Annotated in this window: 15 protein-coding genes; 5 read left to right on the forward strand and 10 right to left on the reverse strand. The window is 72.2% G+C overall.

The genetic code is table 11. The annotated features are described in order from the left end of the window. Positions 1–154: 154 nt before the first annotated feature. Positions 155–1,165: an Acg family FMN-binding oxidoreductase gene (locus ACZ7G3_RS27535; RefSeq protein WP_470928650.1), complete on the forward strand. Its 1,011-nt coding sequence runs from the start codon at positions 155–157 to the stop codon at positions 1,163–1,165. 194 nt (positions 1,166–1,359) lie between these two features. Then, complete coding sequence (locus ACZ7G3_RS27540; RefSeq protein WP_470928651.1) at positions 1,360–2,616, forward strand: MFS transporter; 1,257 nt, start codon at positions 1,360–1,362, stop codon at positions 2,614–2,616. Positions 2,617–2,836: 220 nt separating this feature from the next. On the opposite strand, the gene ACZ7G3_RS27545 is transcribed toward ACZ7G3_RS27540, so the two are convergent. Together ACZ7G3_RS27545 and ACZ7G3_RS27550 are read right to left on the reverse strand one after the other, a co-directional pair. Next, entirely contained in the window at positions 2,837–4,048 is a 1,212-nt protein-coding gene (locus tag ACZ7G3_RS27545) for a globin domain-containing protein (RefSeq protein WP_470928652.1), read from the reverse strand. Positions 4,049–4,311: 263 nt separating this feature from the next. After that, positions 4,312–4,776, reverse strand: coding sequence for a pyridoxamine 5'-phosphate oxidase family protein (locus ACZ7G3_RS27550; RefSeq protein WP_426597546.1), 465 nt, complete (start codon positions 4,774–4,776; stop codon positions 4,312–4,314). A 348-nt stretch (positions 4,777–5,124) separates the two neighbouring features. On the opposite strand from ACZ7G3_RS27550, the gene ACZ7G3_RS27555 reads away from it, so the two are divergent. Continuing rightward, positions 5,125–5,817 carry a response regulator gene (locus tag ACZ7G3_RS27555; protein ID WP_470928653.1) on the forward strand — a complete coding sequence of 231 codons (693 nt, stop codon included), beginning with the start codon at positions 5,125–5,127 and terminating at the stop codon, positions 5,815–5,817. Positions 5,818–5,925: 108 nt separating this feature from the next. Further along, complete coding sequence (locus ACZ7G3_RS27560) at positions 5,926–7,650, forward strand: sensor histidine kinase (RefSeq protein ID WP_426597544.1); 1,725 nt, start codon at positions 5,926–5,928, stop codon at positions 7,648–7,650. A gap of 60 nt (positions 7,651–7,710) precedes the next feature. Here the strand turns inward: ACZ7G3_RS27560 and ACZ7G3_RS27565 are convergent, their stop codons facing one another. The 3 genes from ACZ7G3_RS27565 to ACZ7G3_RS27575 form a co-directional block, all read right to left on the reverse strand. After that, a complete protein-coding gene (locus ACZ7G3_RS27565) occupies positions 7,711–8,169 on the reverse strand; it encodes a Crp/Fnr family transcriptional regulator (protein WP_426597543.1) in 459 nt (152 codons plus the stop codon). Between the two features lie 331 nt (positions 8,170–8,500). Continuing rightward, a complete protein-coding gene (locus ACZ7G3_RS27570) occupies positions 8,501–9,154 on the reverse strand; it encodes a maleylpyruvate isomerase N-terminal domain-containing protein (RefSeq protein WP_470928654.1) in 654 nt (217 codons plus the stop codon). 67 nt (positions 9,155–9,221) lie between these two features. Continuing rightward, positions 9,222–9,653, reverse strand: coding sequence for a Rid family hydrolase (locus tag ACZ7G3_RS27575; RefSeq protein ID WP_426597541.1), 432 nt, complete (start codon positions 9,651–9,653; stop codon positions 9,222–9,224). A gap of 179 nt (positions 9,654–9,832) precedes the next feature. Here ACZ7G3_RS27575 and ACZ7G3_RS27580 point away from each other — a divergent pair, with 179 nt between their 5' ends. Then, positions 9,833–10,846: a GlxA family transcriptional regulator gene (locus tag ACZ7G3_RS27580; protein ID WP_470928655.1), complete on the forward strand. Its 1,014-nt coding sequence runs from the start codon at positions 9,833–9,835 to the stop codon at positions 10,844–10,846. Here ACZ7G3_RS27580 and ACZ7G3_RS27585 read toward each other — a convergent pair. The 5 genes from ACZ7G3_RS27585 to nadE form a co-directional block, all read right to left on the reverse strand. Further along, the gene (locus ACZ7G3_RS27585; RefSeq protein WP_426597539.1) at positions 10,789–11,880 is read right to left on the reverse strand and encodes an AI-2E family transporter; all 1,092 of its coding nucleotides are present in this window, start codon (positions 11,878–11,880) and stop codon (positions 10,789–10,791) included. The two genes, ACZ7G3_RS27580 and ACZ7G3_RS27585, sit on opposite strands and share 58 nt — an antisense overlap. Positions 11,881–11,949: 69 nt before the next feature. Further along, positions 11,950–13,467: a glycerol kinase GlpK gene (gene glpK, locus ACZ7G3_RS27590; protein WP_470928656.1), complete on the reverse strand. Its 1,518-nt coding sequence runs from the start codon at positions 13,465–13,467 to the stop codon at positions 11,950–11,952. Positions 13,468–13,491: 24 nt separating this feature from the next. Then, positions 13,492–14,337 (reverse strand): MIP/aquaporin family protein, encoded by an 846-nt coding sequence (locus ACZ7G3_RS27595; protein ID WP_426597537.1) that lies wholly within the window; start codon positions 14,335–14,337, stop codon positions 13,492–13,494. 120 nt (positions 14,338–14,457) lie between these two features. Next, positions 14,458–14,718 carry a hypothetical protein gene (locus tag ACZ7G3_RS27600; RefSeq protein WP_470928657.1) on the reverse strand — a complete coding sequence of 87 codons (261 nt, stop codon included), beginning with the start codon at positions 14,716–14,718 and terminating at the stop codon, positions 14,458–14,460. Between the two features lie 245 nt (positions 14,719–14,963). Next, a complete protein-coding gene (gene nadE / locus ACZ7G3_RS27605) occupies positions 14,964–15,794 on the reverse strand; it encodes an ammonia-dependent NAD(+) synthetase (protein ID WP_470928658.1) in 831 nt (276 codons plus the stop codon). Positions 15,795–16,020 lie beyond the last annotated feature (226 nt).

Genomic DNA, 16,020 nt, shown 5'->3' on the forward strand with positions numbered 1-16,020 from the left:
GTTCCGGCCCGGCGGCGGCACACGACGCATGGCCCCGGGACCCACGGGGGCCGGGGCCGCACGGCCTGCCGCCGGGGGCCGTTCAACCCTCCCCCCGGGCCTCCGGGCGGCGGAGGGTCGAGGCGAGTGCGGAGCGTTTCGCGAAGGAGCCCCCATGCAGACCCGGGAAGTCGACGCCACAGCCGTGCAGGCCCTGCTCGCCGCGGCCGTGGCGGCACCGTCCATGCACAACACACAGCCCTGGCGGTTCGGCCTGGATACGGACAGCCGGTCCGTCGAAGTACGCGCCGATCGTGAACGGTGGCTGACGGCGGCCGACCCGCAGGGGCGCGCGCAGCACCTGTCGGTGGGCGCTGCCGTCCTCAACCTCCGGGTGGCAGCCGCCCACATGGGCTGGACCCCCGCCGTCAGCCTGCTGCCGCCGGGGGACGATCCGAGCCTGCTGGCCACCGTACGGCTGTCCGAGCAGCCGCCCGGCGGCGCCCCGGACCGGCTGGACGGCCTGTACGAAGCCGTCGAACGCCGGCACACCAGCAGGATGCCCTTCACCGGCCGCCCGGTGCCGGATCCCGTCGTGGCGGACATGGTCGGCGCGGTCCGGGCCGAGGGGGCGCACCTGGACGTCCCCGACATCGTCGCGACCCGCCGGCTGCTGCGTCTGACCGAGGCCGCCGAGGCCCGCAACGCCGCCGACTCCGGGCGAACGGCCGAGTCCCGTGCCTGGCTCACCGCACCGGGGGCGGACGCCCCCTACGGCATCCCGGTGACCGCCCTGGGGCCCCGTGACAGCTCCGGGCACGTGCCGGTGCGGGACTTCGCGGCGCCTCTGCCCGCGCTGGGCCGGCCGGCCATGCGGTTCGAACGCCATGTCCAGGTGGGCCTGTTGTGGACCTCGCACGACCGGCGGCGGGACTGGCTGCGGGCGGGACAGGCCCTCCAGCGGATGCTGCTGACCGCGACCGCGCACGGGGTGCGCACCTCGATGCTGCACCAGGCGATGGAGTGGCCGGACCTGCGAGCGGCGATGAGCGGAGAACGCGGGCGCCACTGCCCGCAGTTGCTCATCCGGTTCGGATACGGGCCGGAGGGCGGGCGCACACCCCGCGCTGCGGCCCGCCACCCGTCGGTCCGTCCCACGAACGGCCGGCACCGGCCGGCTTCGTGAGCGGGTCCCGGGGGGAGGGACCCCCGGCCCCGTCCCCCGGGGCCCTCCGACCGGGGGCGGGGACCCCCGGCCCATCCCGCCGGGACACCGGACGGCGGAACAGTGATCACGAGGATCCGGCACACGGACGACAGGCTCCGTGGTCGCCGTGCGTTCCGGTGCGCAGGACACCGTGAAGGGAAGAGGACGGAAGCATGGTCCAGCAGTTGAGCGAGCACAGGGACAGTTCACCCCCGGCGCCGGCGGGCGCTTCGGTACCCGGCCGGGCATGGCTGATGCTGGGCCTGGCCACGGTCGGCTTCGCCGTGAACTTCTGGGCGTGGGCGCTGCTGAGCCCGCTCGGCCCCCGCTTCGAGGAAAGCCTGGGCCTGACGTCGTTCGAGCAGTCCCTGTTGGTGGCGGTGCCCGTCGTGGTCGGCTCGCTGGGCCGGATCCCCGTCGGCGCGCTCACGGACCGGTTCGGCGGGCGGGTCATGTTCCCGCTCGTGTCGGTCGCCACCGTCGTGCCGGTGCTCCACCTGGGCCTGGCGGGCCACTCCTCACTGGCCGCGCTGCTGGTCGGAGGGTTCTTCCTCGGCGTCGGCGGCACCTCCTTCGCCGTCGGTGTGCCCTTCGTCAACGCGTGGTTCCCGCCCGAGCGGCGCGGCCTCGCCGTCGGAATCTTCGGCATGGGCATGGGCGGCACCGCGATCAGCGCCCTGACGACGGTGAAACTGGTGGACGCGCACGGCATGGCGAACCCCTTCCTGATCACCGCGGCCGTACTGGCGGTCTACGCGTTCGTGGCCGCGCTGCTGCTGAGGGACGCCCCCGGACGCACCCCGCCGGCCGGGCCGCCGGCCCGCCGGACGGCCGCCACCATGCGCCTCGGCACGACCTGGCAGGCCTGTGCGCTGTACGCGGTGGCCTTCGGCGGTTACGTCGCCTTCTCCGTCTACCTGCCCACCTACCTGAAGACCGGTTACGGGCTCGCCCAGGCCGACGCGGCGAACCGCATGGCCGGGTTCGTCCTGCTCGCGGTGGCGATGCGGCCGTTCGGCGGCTGGCTCTCCGACCGGGTCGGACCGGTGCGGGTGGTGGCCGGCACGCTGGCCGTGGTGCTGGCCGCGGCGCTCGTCCAGTCGTCGACACCGGCGCTGACACCGACCGGCACCATCGCGTTCCTGTCGTTGGCCGCCGCCCTGGGCGCGGGCAGCGGCGCCGTGTTCGCCCTGGTGGCCCTGCTGACCCCGGCGAACAAGGTCGGCTCGGTCACCGGTGTCGTGGGCGCCGCGGGCGGCCTCGGGGGCTTCGTGCCGCCGCTCGTCATGGGCTCCCTCTACGGCACCTACGGCTCGTACGCGCTCGGCCTCGTACTCCTCGGCGTGGTCGCGGCGGCGGCGCTGGCCTACACCGCCACCGGCCTGCGCCGGACCGTCACGGACGGGGCCCCGGCCGCCCCCGCCGACTGAGCGGTCCGAGGCTCCCGACCGCACGGGCACGGGCGTGCGGCGCCCTTCCCCGGGGTCGGCCGCGTGAGGGACCCGGTGGCCGGGACGGTGGGTGCCTGGTGACCAGTCCCGTTCGGTGACCAACCCCGGCCGGCGACCGGCCCGGCCGGCGACCGGCCCGGTCGTCCCGGCCCGGTCGTCCCGCCCTGCGGGCCGCTGCCCGCAGGGCGGGACGTCCCCCTCAGCCTGCCGTGTCCGCCAGCCACAGGTCGGGGCCGAAGACCTCGTACCGGATGCGGCGTGCCGGGACGCCGGCGGCGAGCAGCTGACCGCGTACCGCCCGCATGAAGGGCAGTGGCCCGCACAGGAACACCGCGGCGCCGTCCGGCAGTTCGATGCCGGAGAGGTCCATCGGACCACTGCGGGCCTCCGGCTCCTGCGGACCGGGGCGTTCGTACCAGAACACGGCCCTGGCGTCCGGCAGACGCTCCACGAGCTCGCGCGTCTCGGCGCGCAGGGCGTGGTCGGCGGGGGACCGGTCGGCGTGCAGGACCAGCACGGGGCGGGTCGATCCGAGGGCCGCGAGGTGGGCCGCCATCCCGGTCAGGGGAGTGCAGCCGATGCCCGCCGAGACCAGCACGACCGGGTCGGCCCCGTCGGCGCCGTCGAGGACGATGTCGCCGGCCGGCGCCGACAGGGTCAGCTCGTCGCCCCGGCAGACGTCGTCGTACAGCAGGTTGGAGACCTCACCGCCCGGGGCGCCGCCCGCGCCGGCGACCCGTTTCACGGTGATCCGGCGCAACTCGCCGCCGGGGTCCGAGGACAGGCTGTACTGGCGTACCTGGTGCACACCGTCGGCCATCAGCACGCGCACGCTCACGTACTGACCGGCCCGGGCGCGGGGCGCGGGTGCGCCGTCGGCCGGGCGGATCACGAAGGACACCGCGTCCGGGGTCTCGGTCCGGCGCTCGACGACCTTCCACTGCCGCCAGATCCGGTCGGCCGACAGCCCCGCCTCGTGGTAGAGACGAGCCTCCTGGCCGATCAGCGCACCGGCCATCAGCCAGTACACCTCGTCCCAGGCGGCGGCCACCGCCGGGGTGACGGCGTCGCCCAGGACGTCGGCTATCGCGCCGAACAGGTACTTGTGCACGATCGTGTACTGGTCGTCGGTGACACCGACGGACACGTGCTTGTGGGCGATGCGTTCCAGCAGGGCGTCCGGACGCGTGTCCGGGTCGTCGAGCAGCGCGCCGGCGAACGCGGCGATCGAGCCGGCCAGCGCCCGTCGTTGGGCACCGTTCGCCTGATTGCCCCGGTTGAACAGCCCGTCGAGCAGTTCCGGCCGGTCGTGGAACATCGTGCCGTAGAAACGCGCGGTGATCTCGTCGAGCGCTCCGGCGACGGCGGGCAGCGTGGCACGCACCACGGACGCGGACTCTGCGGACAGCATGGAACCTCCCGGAAGGGGTGGAGGAGTCGGGGACCGCGGCACTGGATGCGGCGGCGGATCTCTGTGTACCAGCAGGTGACCCGCGTTTCGGCGTGGATCCGCCGTCCACGGCGCAGCGGGGACCAACGGCCGGACGAACAGGGCCGTTGGTCCCCATGGGACCGCGCCGGCCCGGGGCTCAAGGTCCCCCGGGGTGTCTCCCCTCGGCCCTGCCGCCCCGGGGAGAGGCATGCCCCGGACACCGACGGATGCGCCGTGCGGGGTCACACCCCGGCGGACGGCTGCGCCTCGGTGAGCCGGACCCCGGTGATCAGATCGGGAACGACACGGACCGCGTAGTCCATCGCCTGCTCCACCCACGGACGCAGCATGGACTGATATCGCGTCAGGTCCACCGGGTCCGTCACCAGTCGGGCATAGCCGGTCACCACCACACTCCACCCGAGGTGTGTGTCCGGGTCGATCACGTCCGCCTCGTAGGCGACCACGACACCGGGAGCGCCGGCCTTCTGCGTACGGGAGGTCAGGGCCGCGCCCTCGTGGGTGCGGATGATGATGTCGCCGTCGTCCAGAACGTGGTTGACCGGGCGGATCGTCGGCAGGGCGTGCCGGGTGAAGACGATCCGTCCCAGGGAAACGCTGCCGAGCAGCGCCAGGGCCTCCTCGCCGCCGAGTTCGGTGCTCCGGCGAGGTCCCACCGGGCTGGAGCGGACGTCGTCGAACGTCATGGCATGCTTTCGTGCGGGATCATCACTCATGGTCTTGTCTCCGCTCGGGATCCCGGGCCCCGGGTTTCGAGGACTTCGAGGACTTCGAGGACTTCTAGGCTCGGGAGCGGTCGGGCGGTCGCAGGTCGGTCAGCTCATTGGAGCGTCGGCGGCGAGCCGTGTGCTAGGGCCGTTCGGCCCCAGAACTCCGCCTTCGCCCGGCCCGGAACCGTCCCGGCGCGGGCAGACAGGGCCGACCGGCCCTGGTCCTTCGGCCCAGGACACAGAAGGATCTCCACAGGAGGAGCCGCCGTCCCGAGGGGGAAGCGGCTCGCCGAGGACAGCGCCGACGCGGACGAGGAGTATTCGATGGCGGACACCGAGCGGCCCGGCTCCGGGGACCCGATCCGGGTCTTCCTGCTGGACGACCACGAGGTGGTGCGGCGAGGGGTGCGCGACCTGCTCGACGACGAACCGGACATCACGGTGGTGGGCGAGGCCGGCACGGTCGAGCAGGCCCTCGTCCGCGTTCCCGCCCTGCGCCCCCGGGTGGCGGTGCTCGACGTGCGGCTGCCCGACGGCGACGGGGTGGGCGTGTGCCGGGAACTGCGGTCGCGCATGCCGGAACTGGCCTGTCTGATGCTGACCTCGTTCGACGACGAGGAGGCCCTGCTCGACTCGGTCATGGCCGGTGCGGCCGGTTACGTGCTCAAGCAGATCCAGGGCTCGGACCTCGTGACCGCCGTGCGCACGGTCGCCGCCGGCCAGTCCCTGCTCGACCCGAGCGCCGCGGCCAGGCTGATGGCCCGGCTGCGCGGCGAGCAGGCCGGGGAGGAGGCGCCGGACGCCCTGCCGGGACTGACCGACCGCGAGCGGGAGATCCTCGCCCTGATCGGCGAGGGGCTGACCAACCGTCAGATAGGCTCGCGGCTCTACCTCGCCGAGAAGACGGTCAAGAACCACATCTCCCGGCTGCTGGCCAAACTCGGAGTGGAACGACGCGTCCAGGCCGCGGTGATCGCCACCCAGGCGCAGGACCGGCTCCGGCGGAAGGGGCACTGAACCTCCGGGCAGCGCCCTCCCGCGACCTGCCCGAGCAGGGGCCGTTACCGTGGTGCACGACCGGGACGGCCGGCTGCCGGCACGGCGCAACGACCTGGAGGATCACCGGTGGAGAGCCCTGACCAGGCGGAAGCCCGGGTACGGCTGCCGCAGCTGAGACTGGACGAGCTGCTGGAGGAACTCCAGGCCCGGCTGGACGCGGCCAGGGGCACGCGCGACCGGGTGCACAGTCTCCTGGAGGCGGTGCTCTCGGTGGGCAGGGAGCTGGACCTCGAGCACGTGCTGCACAGCATCGTGGAGGCCGCGGCGGCCCTCGTCGACGCGCGCTACGCCGCCCTCGGCGTGATCGGCCCGGACGGCAAGCGGCTGTCGGCCTTCCACACGGTGGGCGTCGACGAGGAGCAGATCGCCCGCATCGGCCCCTTCCCGGAAGGGCACGGCATCCTCGGCGAACTCATCCGCCGCCCCGAGCCGTTGCGGCTGGCCGACCTCTCCGAGCACACGTCGTCGTACGGTTTCCCGCCGCACCACCCGCCGATGAACACCTTCCTCGGCGTTCCCATCCGGGTCCGGGACCAGGTCTTCGGAAATCTGTACCTGACCGAGAAGCGGGGCGGGGCGCAGTTCGACGAGGAGGACGAGTCGGTCCTGTCGACCCTGGCGGTCGCCGCCGGTGTCGCGATCGACAACGCCCGCCTGTACGAGCAGTCGCGGCTGCGGGAGCGCTGGCTGCAGGCCAACGCGGAGATCACCCACAGCCTGATGTCCGGCAGCGAGCGCGGTGAAGCCCTCGGCCTGATCGCGGAACGGGCCAGGGAGATCACCGGCGCGGCCCTGGCCGTACTGGCCATGCCCATGGAGGGCACCGGCTCGCTGGTGGTGGAGCTGGCCACCGGGCAGGGAGCGGAGGAACACCGCGGGCTCGTGCTGCCCATCGACGACAGCCTCACCGGTCTGGCCTTCTCCACCGCCGCGCCCGTGCGCAGCCCGGACGTGACCCGGGACGACCGGGTGTCGGCCGACGCGCCGAGGTTCACCGGACTCGGACCCGCGGTGGCCGTGCCCTTCGGCGCCGGTGAAGGCGTGCGCGGTGTGGTGCTGCTGGTGCGGCGGGCGGGCCGCGCGGTGTTCTCCGAGAAGGAGACCGGGCCCCTGCAGGGCTTCGCCGCACAGGCGGCGCTCGCGATGGAACTCGCGGAGCGCCGCCGAGACGCCGAGCAGATCGCCGTGCTCCAGGACCGGGACCGGATAGCCCGGGATCTGCACGACCTCGCGATCCAGCGGCTGTTCGCCACCGGTATGACGCTGCAGAGCGCCGGCCGCCTGATCGAGCACCGCGCCGCGTCGGAGCGGGTGCTGCGGGCGGTGGACGACCTGGACGAGACCATCAAGATCATCAGGTCCACGATCTTCGGTCTGCGTGCACGCGCCGGCACCGCCGGTGCCGGACTGCGCAGCCGTGCCGTGCGGGTCGTCGGTGAGGCGGCCCCGGTGCTGGGCTTCGCGCCCAGCCTCCGGATGGAGGGCCTGCTGGACACGGAGGTGCCCGGCCGGATCGCCGAGCACGTGGTGGCCGTGCTGTCCGAGGCGCTGACCAACGTCGCCCGGCACGCGCGTGCCGACCGGGTCGCCGTGGCCCTCGAAACGGACGGTGGTGAAGTACGGCTGACCGTGAGCGACAACGGTGTCGGCATCCCGCCGGAGGGCCGCCGCAGCGGGCTGCGCAACATGGCGGAACGGGCCGGTCAACTGGGCGGCGAACTGCGGCTCACCCGCCCCGCGGACGGCGGCACCACGCTGGTGTGGCGGGCGCCGGTGCCTCACGACGGGTGACACCGAGGGCCGGCCGTTCCCGGGTCCACCCGTCACCGCGGAGCGTCGCCGTCCTCAGCTTCAGACCCGGCTGCCGCTGCCGTAGGGCGCGTACAGGTCGAGCAGCCGGACCCGGGCCGCTCGCAGCCGGTGGGCCACCACCCTGCCGACCCAGACGGCGACCGCCCGGCCGAACTCGGGGTCGCGCACGCACATCTCCCGCATGGTGTCCGCGTCGAACTCCCAGGCCCGCACCGGGGTCACGGCCTCGGCGCCCAGCTGCCACAGGTAGGGCGGGAAGTGCCAGGAGCAGCCGACCGGTTCGCCGTGGCCCAGTGCCTCGATCACGGCGGCCCGGCGGCCGGGGACGTGCAGGTCGAGGTGGACGGTGCCGGTCCGCACGATCCAGAACCGGTCGGCGCGCCGCCCCTCCTCGAAGAGACGGGTGCCTTCCGCGACGCAGACCTCGCGGGCGATCCTCATGAGTCGTTCACGGTGGTCGGTGGGGAGGGCCGCGGCCAGGGTGGTGGAAGAGGTCATCGCTCCGGCTCCTTTCGTTCTCGCACCGCGAGCAGCCGGCTGACGAACCGCACGGTACGGGAACACCGCTGCCTCGGCCGCGGGATCCGCCTCTCGCCGTTCCCCTCGGCTGCACACGGGGGGCTGTCGGGTCGGTACGAGCGTGCCGCCGTGCGAGGCAGGGCACCAGAGGCCGCTCGGGCCCGGCCGTGGGCCGTTCGGCCCCTCCCGCGGACTGCCGCGGGCGACGGGGCGTCCAGGGGGCTCCGTCCGGCTCCCGGATCGTACGGGGCACCTGTCATCCGATGGGCCGACTCCGGGGCGCCGGCGCCCCGGGAAGCGGTGTGCCCGGTCAGCCGAGTGTGACCGGGACCCTCGTGGCCGGCTCACCCAGCGCGGCCTTCTCCGCCTCGGTCGGCGCACGCCGGCCGGTGCCGATCAGCAGCGCGTCCTCGTCGGTGAACGACGGGGGGAACGTCGCCCCGACGATCTTCTCCAGCAGCTCGCGCGACCGGGCGAGCCCTTCGGCGGGCGGTTGCGAGATGTCCGGCAGGTGGGCGATGAGGTCGAGGTGGTGCAGCGTCCATTCCAGGACGTAGGCGGAAAGGTAGTCGCCCGCGGTGAGCACCTCGCCGCGGGTGCCGACCCGGCCCACGGGGTCCGCGAGTCCGGCGGCGCGACCTGCGGCGGAACCCACGTCGTCGAGATGGAACCTCAGCAGCCACGGCTCCTCGTACGCGGCGGCCAGACGGACGGTCAGCACGTCGAGCGGGTCGTCGCCGGTCGGGGCTTCGACGACGTTCCAGTAGGTCACCGCGTCCCGGGTCGGTTCCGCGGCGGCGGGGGTGGCGAGGGTGATCAGGACGTCCTGGGCGTCGATGATCAGGTGGCACACCAGGTCGCGTACGAGCCAGCCGGTGCAGCCGGACGGCCGCGCGAAGTCCTCGTCGGGGACTTCGGCGACCGCGGCGCGCAACGCCGTCCAGGAGCCGGAGAAGAGATCCACGGCCGCAAGCTAGCAGCGGCGGCCGTCCGGCTGCGACCGATTTCCCCCGACAGCCGCGGAGCGGTACTCAGACCCGGGCCACGAACCTGACCTCGACGAGCAGCTCACGGAAGGCCAGCCGTGGGGTGCCGATCATCGTGCTGGCCACCTGAGGGTCAGGTCTGCCGTAGGCCTCCTTGCGCACCGGCCCTGCCGCGGCGTCGGCCGCGTCGACATCGACCGCGTAGATGACCTCTTCGACGACGTCGTTCATCGACGCGCCGAAACGCCCCAGCAGCACCGCGGCGTTGGCGTAGCACTGGCGCAGCTGTTCGCCCGTGCGGGAGAAGTCGGTGACCAGCCCGGCGTCGTCGACCGGAGCGGGGGCGACGAGATCCGTCCCGTCGTGTGCCACCTGACCGGAGAGGTAAATCGTGTCGCCGTGTCTGACCGCCTGAACGTATCCGTAATCCCTTTCCCAGGGGACTCCGAAACTCTCGACCTGACGTGCGTCGCTCATGGCACTCCTATCACCGAATACGGGGCAGAAATTGATACTGCCGAAACCGTATGAGGAACAGGCCGGGCGAAACAGACTCGGTTGTGCCACTCACGGCAAGGATCGTGCCAGGACCCGGTAACGGGTCGGAGGGCCGTGCTCGTAAGCTGGACGGGAAGCACGGGAGCGAGGAGTCGTCAGTGCGATCCACCGGTGAGCGGACAGTCGTCGCCATCCTCGCGGTACCGCGAGCGTATGCGCTGGACGTCAGCATCGCGGCGCACGTGTTCGGCCGGCACCCGGGTTATCGAGTACTCGTGTGCGGAGACCGCGAGGCGACCGCGGAGGTCCGGCCGACTCACTCGCTGACCGAGGCCGAGTGCGCCGGTATCGTCGTTGTCCCGGGCTACGAGAGCCCCCTCCGCCCGGTCCCGGAGGAATTCCTCGCGGTGCTGCGGGCGGCAGCGGAGCGGGGGGCCCGTGTCGTCGCCGTCTGTACCGGCGTGTTCGCGCTCGCGGCCGGCGGAATACTGAACGGAAAGGCCGCTACGACACATTGGCGGCACACGGGCGAACTCCGAGTGGCGTATCCCGAAGTCGAGGTCGTGGAGAATCGGCTGTTCGTCGAGGACGGGTCGATTCTCACGTCCGCGGGCGCGGGCGCGGGAATCGACGCGTGCCTCCATGTCGTACAAGCGGATTTCGGGACCACCGCCGCGGACGGCGTGGCGAAGGACGTCGTCTTCTCCTCCGTCCGCGGTGCGGACGAGCCGCAGTACACGGACCTGTCCACCCCCGGCCGCGACAGTCTGCGCGCGACCCGGGAATGGGCGGTCGAGAACCTGGGGTCGCCGATCACCGTCCAACGGATGGCGGACCACAGCCTGCTGTCCCGGAGGACCTTCGTCCGGCGTTTCGTGGGTGAGACCGGGCTGCCTCCCATGCAGTGGGTCGTCCTGCAGAGAACCCTCCGTGCGCGCCGGCTCCTCGAGACCTCCGACTGGTCGGTCGAGAGGATCGCCACGGAGACCGGGTTCGGCACGTCCGCCAACTTCCGGGCCATCTTCCGCAGAGACGTGGGGCTCACCCCGACCGCCTACCGGAAAGCACGCGGCACGAGGACGGCGCCGTCCGGTGGCGCGGACCGGCCCGCCGCTCAGGCGTCGGCCGCGGCGGGCTCCTCCAGAGGCTCGACGAGCTGCTCGCGTACGTAGTTCCAGATCACCGCGATGATCGCGGCGACCGGTACGGCGAGCAGACTGCCCACGATTCCGGCCAGGCTGCCGCCCAGGGTCACCGCCAGCAGGATCACCGCCGCGTGCAGACCGAGTCCGCGGCTCTGGATGATGGGCTGGAACACGTTGCCCTCCAACTGCTGCACCACGACGATGATCGCCAGCACGATCAGCGCGTCCGTCAGGCCGTTCGACACCAGAGCGATGAGCACCGCGACGAAGCCCGCGAACAGGGCACCCACGATGGGCACGAACGCGGAGACGAACGTCAGCACCGCCAGAGGCAGTACGAGCGGCACGTCCAGGATCCACAGTCCGAGGCCGATGAAGACGGCGTCGAGCAGACCCACGAGTGCCTGCGAGCGGACGAACGAGCCCAGGGTCTCCCAGCTGCGCAGGGCGACGGCCGGGACGTCGGCGGCGAGCCGGCCGGGCAGCTGGCGGGCCAGCCACGGCAGGAACCGCGGCCCGTCCTTGAGGAAGAAGAACATCAGGAAGACGCCCAGCACCGCGGTGATCAGACCGTTGACCACGGTACTCAGGCCGGTGGCCACCGTGTTGACCACGCTGCCGATGCTGTCCTGGACGCGCGCCATCGCGGAGTCGAGCGCACCGGTGATCTGGCCGTCGTCGATGTTCAGCGGCGGCCCCGCGGCCCAGTCGCGCAGCCGGTCGATGCCTTCGACCACGCCGGCCGTCAACTCGTCGGTCTCGGAGGACATCGGCACCGCGATCAGCGCCACGATGCCCGTGACGGCCAGGAGGAACCCCACGGTCACCACCGCCGCGGCCAGGGCGGGACGCCACCCGTGCCGCCGCAGGAAACGGGCGGCGGGCCAGGTCAGCGTGGTCAGGAGCAGACCGACTATCAGCGGCCACACGACCGACCACATGCGTCCGAGGACCCACAGGGCCACTGCAAGCATGACAAGGATCAGCAACAACTCGGCAGAGGTACGCGCGGAGGTGCGGAGCGCGGCGCGGGTCCTCGCGGAACTCAATCTGGCAGACATGGGGATCACCTTATGGCGACGCCGGTTGCCCTCCTCGTCCGGCTCCTTCCGGCACGGGCGGGTGCCGGTTCACGGCACCTCGATCCAGCCGAGCGTGCGCTCCACCGCCGCCTTCCACCCGGCGTACCCCTGTGCGCGCCGGTCCTCCGTCCACTGGGGTTCCCAGCGCCTGGACTCGTGCCAGTGAGCGCGCAGTTCTTCGGTGTCCCGCCAGAACCCCGTGGCCAGTCCCGCCGCGTAGGCCGCGCCGAGCGCGGTGGTCTCCGCGACGAGGGGACGGCTGACCGGTACGCCGAGGACATCGGCCTGGATCTGCATGCAGAGGTCGTTGGCGGTCACGCCCCCGTCGACCTTGAGCTCGTCGAGGTGCACCCCGGAGTCCTGTTCCATGGCTTCGACGACGTCGCGGCTCTGGTAGCAGATGGCCTCCAGGGCCGCCCGTGCCAGGTGCGCGTTGTCGTTGTACCGGGCGAGGCCGACGATCGCTCCCCGGGCGTCCGAGCGCCAGTAGGGGGCGAACAGGCCCGAGAAGGCGGGGACGAAGTACACGCCGCCGCTGTCCTCGACGGTACGGGCGAGGTCCTCGCTCTCGGCAGCGGACTTGATGATTTTCATCTGGTCGCGCAGCCACTGCACGGCGGACCCCGTCACCGCGATGGAGCCCTCCAGTGCGTAGACCGCCGGGCTGTCGCCGAACCGGTAGGCCACGGTGGTGAGAAGGCCGTGCTGCGAGCGGACCGGTTCCGTGCCGGTGTTGAGCAGCAGGAAGTTGCCGGTGCCGTAGGTGTTCTTGGCCTCGCCGGGCGCGAAGCAGACCTGTCCGACGGTGGCCGCCTGCTGGTCGCCGAGCACCCCGCCGATGGGGATGGCGGCGCGCAGCGGCCGGGAGGTCCGGGCCACACCGTACGCCTCCGCGTGCGACGAGGGGTTGATGGTGGGGAGCATCGCCCGGGGGATGCCGAAGAAGCCCAGCAGTTCGTCGTCCCAGTCGAGCGTCTCCAGGTCCATCAGCATCGTGCGGCTCGCGTTGGTCACGTCGGTGGCGTGGATGCCGCCGTCGGGACCGCCGGTCAGGTTCCACAGGATCCAGGCGTCCGTGTTGCCGAAGAGGGCGTGCCCGCCTTCCGCCGCTTCGCGGACGCCGTCGACGTTCTCCAGGATCCACTGGATCTTGCCGGCGGAGAAGTAGGTCGCCGGCGGCAGCCCGGTCCTGCGGCGGATGACGTCGCCCCGGCCCGAACGTGCGAGGTTCGCCGCGATGGCGTCGGTGCGGGTGTCCTGCCACACGATGGCGTTGTAGTAGGGGCGGCCGTTGCGCGGGTCCCAGACCACGGTGGTCTCCCGCTGGTTGGTGATGCCGATCGCCGCCAGGTCGGTCGCCGACAGCCCGCTGAAGCGCAGGGCGTTCTGCATCACCGAGTTGGCGCGCTCCCAGATCTCCACCGGGTCGTGCTCCACCCACCCGGAGCGGGGGAGGATCTGGGCGTGTTCCAGCTGGTGTTTCGCCACCTCGTTGCCGCCGTGGTCGAAGATCATGAATCGGGTGCTGGTGGTTCCCTGGTCCACCGCGCCGATGAAGTCCGCCATGCTGTGCCGCCTCTCCGGCCGGTGTCAGTCCTCGGGCGCCGGTACGCGCCCCGTGGGCTCCGGTTCCGCCGCGGGCAGGAACCGGCCGATGAAAACCTTGTACAGACCCGCGCCGAGCACGCCACCGATCAGCGGGCCGAGGATCGGCACCCAGAAGTAGAGGTTCCCGTACTGATCCCGCCATGCTCCGCCGTACCCGGTGAGGAAACTGGCCAGCCGGGGGCCGAAGTCACGGGCCGGGTTGATGGCGTAGCCCGCGTTGGTGCCGAAGGCCATGCCGATCGCGACCACGACCAGGCCGATGACGAAGGGGGCCAGGTTTGCGCCCGGCGGCGAGTTCAGCATGTCCGTGAGGGCCAGGATCAGCAGCAGGAGGATGGCGGTGCCGATGACCTGGTCGCGGAAGGCCCCCCACTCATGGACCGGGAGGGCGGTGTTCCCGTTGGCGGGGAGCGTGGAGAACACGAACTGCGTCTTGATGGTGTGGCCGGGGTCGGCCTTCGCCAGCGCTTCGGTGTAGTTCCAGCGGACCAGGAGAGCCGCCACGAAGGCACCCGCTGTCTGGGCCAGCGCGTAGGGAACCACTTTGCGCCACGGAAACCCCTTGAACGCGGCGAGGGCGACGGTCACCGCCGGATTGAGGTGGGCACCGCTCAGCCGTCCCGCCACGTAGGCGCCCAGCGTGACACCGAGCCCCCACGCCCAGGAGATGCTGTCGTGGTCCCCGAGGCCGCCCTCCGGGTCGGTGAGGGCCCCGCCCGCGGCCACCTGGGCCACCACGCCGCAGCCGAAGAGGATGAGGACCATCGTGCCGGCGAACTCGGCCGACAGTTCACCGACCGAGCCGGACCTCTTGAGCCGCTCAGCCATGGAAGCTCACCTTCCGCCGGCTGAACCGGCCGTCGACTGTCCGGGCTCCTCAGCCGTCAGATTAAGGTGATAAGCGACAAGTCGCACACAATGTGCGCCCGTCCGCCCGGCCGCTCGCCGTCAGCCGGTGCCGTCCAGGGCGGGGGCGATCAGGGCGAAGGCCCGGTCGGTCGGTTCAAGAGGGTCCCCGGCACTGTCGCTGTCGCTCCAGAGCGGGAGGATCCTGTCGAACGCGGTCGCTGCCGTCCCGGCGGCCGGCCGCGGAAACGCACCGACGTCGGGGGAGAGCTCATTGCGGTGCGCGATCTCCGCCGTCAGGTCGTCGCAGCGCTGCCCCTGACGCTCCAGGAAACGGGCGCGCGGGGCGGGGTACACCGACATGGACACGGACACGGTCGCGGCCCGGCCCGCGACGGTGTCCTGATCGCCGCGTTGGTCGACCAGGCCCGCGCGGGCGCCGGCCGCGACGTCCGGTACCCCGAGTCAAACCCGCCACGTGCTGGGTTCCCCTGCCGTGTGCGTGCCGGCCGCGTTCGCGACCGGCCGGGCCGGCGTCCGCGGCACCGCTCGCTCGGCGACCGGCTCACCACCGGCCTCGCCCGGGGACGACGACCCGGGGCCGCACCTCACGGACCGATGGGCAGCCGGCGCTTGTGGTCGGTCAGCCGGTAACGGGTGACGATCTTCTCGAAGGCCTGGTCCTTCACCGGCTTGCCCTCCAGGAAGTCGTCGATCTCGTCGTACGTGACTCCGAGGGCGTCCTCGTCGGCCTTGCCGGGATCGAGGGTCTCCAGGTCGGCCGTCGGAACCTTCCGCACCAGCTCGGCGGGCGCGCCCAGCGCGTCGGCGACGGCGCGCACGCGGCGCTTGGTGAGACCGGTCAACGGGACCAGGTCGGCGGCACCGTCGCCGAACTTGGTGAAGAAGCCGGAGACCGCCTCCGCCGCGTGGTCGGTGCCGACGACCAGGCCGTCGTGCGCACCGGCCACGGCGTACTGGGCGATCATGCGCTGCCTGGCCTTGACGTTGCCCTGCACGAAGTCCTGGTGGCGGGCGTCGCGGAAGGTCACACCGGCGGCGATCAGCGCATCGAGGGCGGCGTCGCTCGCGGGCTTGATGTCCACGGTCAGCACGTGGTCGGCCTTGATGAAGGAGAGCGCGAGCTGAGCGTCGTGCTCGTCGGCCTGGACACCGTGCGGCAGCCGCATCGCGTAGAAGGCCGCCTCGTGCCCCTCGGCCCGCGCCCGCTCGACGGCGAGCTGGCACAGCCGGCCCGCGGTGGTGGAGTCGACACCGCCGCTGATACCGAGTACGAGGGAGCGCAGACCGGTGGAGGTCAGCCGCTCGGCCAGGAAGGCCACCCGGCGTTCGATCTCCCGCTCGGCGTCGAAGGTCTCCGCGACCTCCAGTTCCCGGGCGATCTCCATTTGCAGGGTGGTGGACGCCGGCTCGCTCAATTCCGCTCCTAGTTCGATCCTGGTTCGATCCACAGGGGACTTCTCACTCACCCTACCCAGAGGCGTCCGGCGGATTCTGGCCGACCGGTGTGCGGAACGCGACGTGGGGGGGGGGGGGGGGGGGGGGGCGCCCGGGGGGGGGGGGGGGGGGACGGGGTACCCAACGGGGGCTTGGACCGGGAACTTGTTTCTTTGGGTTTTCAGCAGAGCGTCCCCGCGGGCGGAG

Source organism: Streptomyces sp. NPDC037271 (genome assembly GCF_055603605.1).

Excerpts from the sequence above, each read along its gene's own strand:
- ACZ7G3_RS27565 (WP_426597543.1), bottom strand. The coding sequence starts at position 8,169 with ATGACCTCTTCCACCACCCTGGCCGCGGCCCTCCCCACCGACCACCGT.
- ACZ7G3_RS27585 (WP_426597539.1), bottom strand. The coding sequence starts at position 11,880 with ATGTCTGCCAGATTGAGTTCCGCGAGGACCCGCGCCGCGCTCCGCACC.
- ACZ7G3_RS27545 (WP_470928652.1), bottom strand. The coding sequence starts at position 4,048 with ATGCTGTCCGCAGAGTCCGCGTCCGTGGTGCGTGCCACGCTGCCCGCC.
- ACZ7G3_RS27540 (WP_470928651.1), top strand. The coding sequence starts at position 1,360 with ATGGTCCAGCAGTTGAGCGAGCACAGGGACAGTTCACCCCCGGCGCCG.
- ACZ7G3_RS27555 (WP_470928653.1), top strand. The coding sequence starts at position 5,125 with ATGGCGGACACCGAGCGGCCCGGCTCCGGGGACCCGATCCGGGTCTTC.
- ACZ7G3_RS27600 (WP_470928657.1), bottom strand. The coding sequence starts at position 14,718 with ATGTCGGTGTACCCCGCCCCGCGCGCCCGTTTCCTGGAGCGTCAGGGG.
- ACZ7G3_RS27575 (WP_426597541.1), bottom strand. The coding sequence starts at position 9,653 with ATGAGCGACGCACGTCAGGTCGAGAGTTTCGGAGTCCCCTGGGAAAGG.
- glpK (WP_470928656.1), bottom strand. The coding sequence starts at position 13,467 with ATGGCGGACTTCATCGGCGCGGTGGACCAGGGAACCACCAGCACCCGA.
- ACZ7G3_RS27595 (WP_426597537.1), bottom strand. The coding sequence starts at position 14,337 with ATGGCTGAGCGGCTCAAGAGGTCCGGCTCGGTCGGTGAACTGTCGGCC.
- ACZ7G3_RS27550 (WP_426597546.1), bottom strand. The coding sequence starts at position 4,776 with ATGACGTTCGACGACGTCCGCTCCAGCCCGGTGGGACCTCGCCGGAGC.
- ACZ7G3_RS27535 (WP_470928650.1), top strand. The coding sequence starts at position 155 with ATGCAGACCCGGGAAGTCGACGCCACAGCCGTGCAGGCCCTGCTCGCC.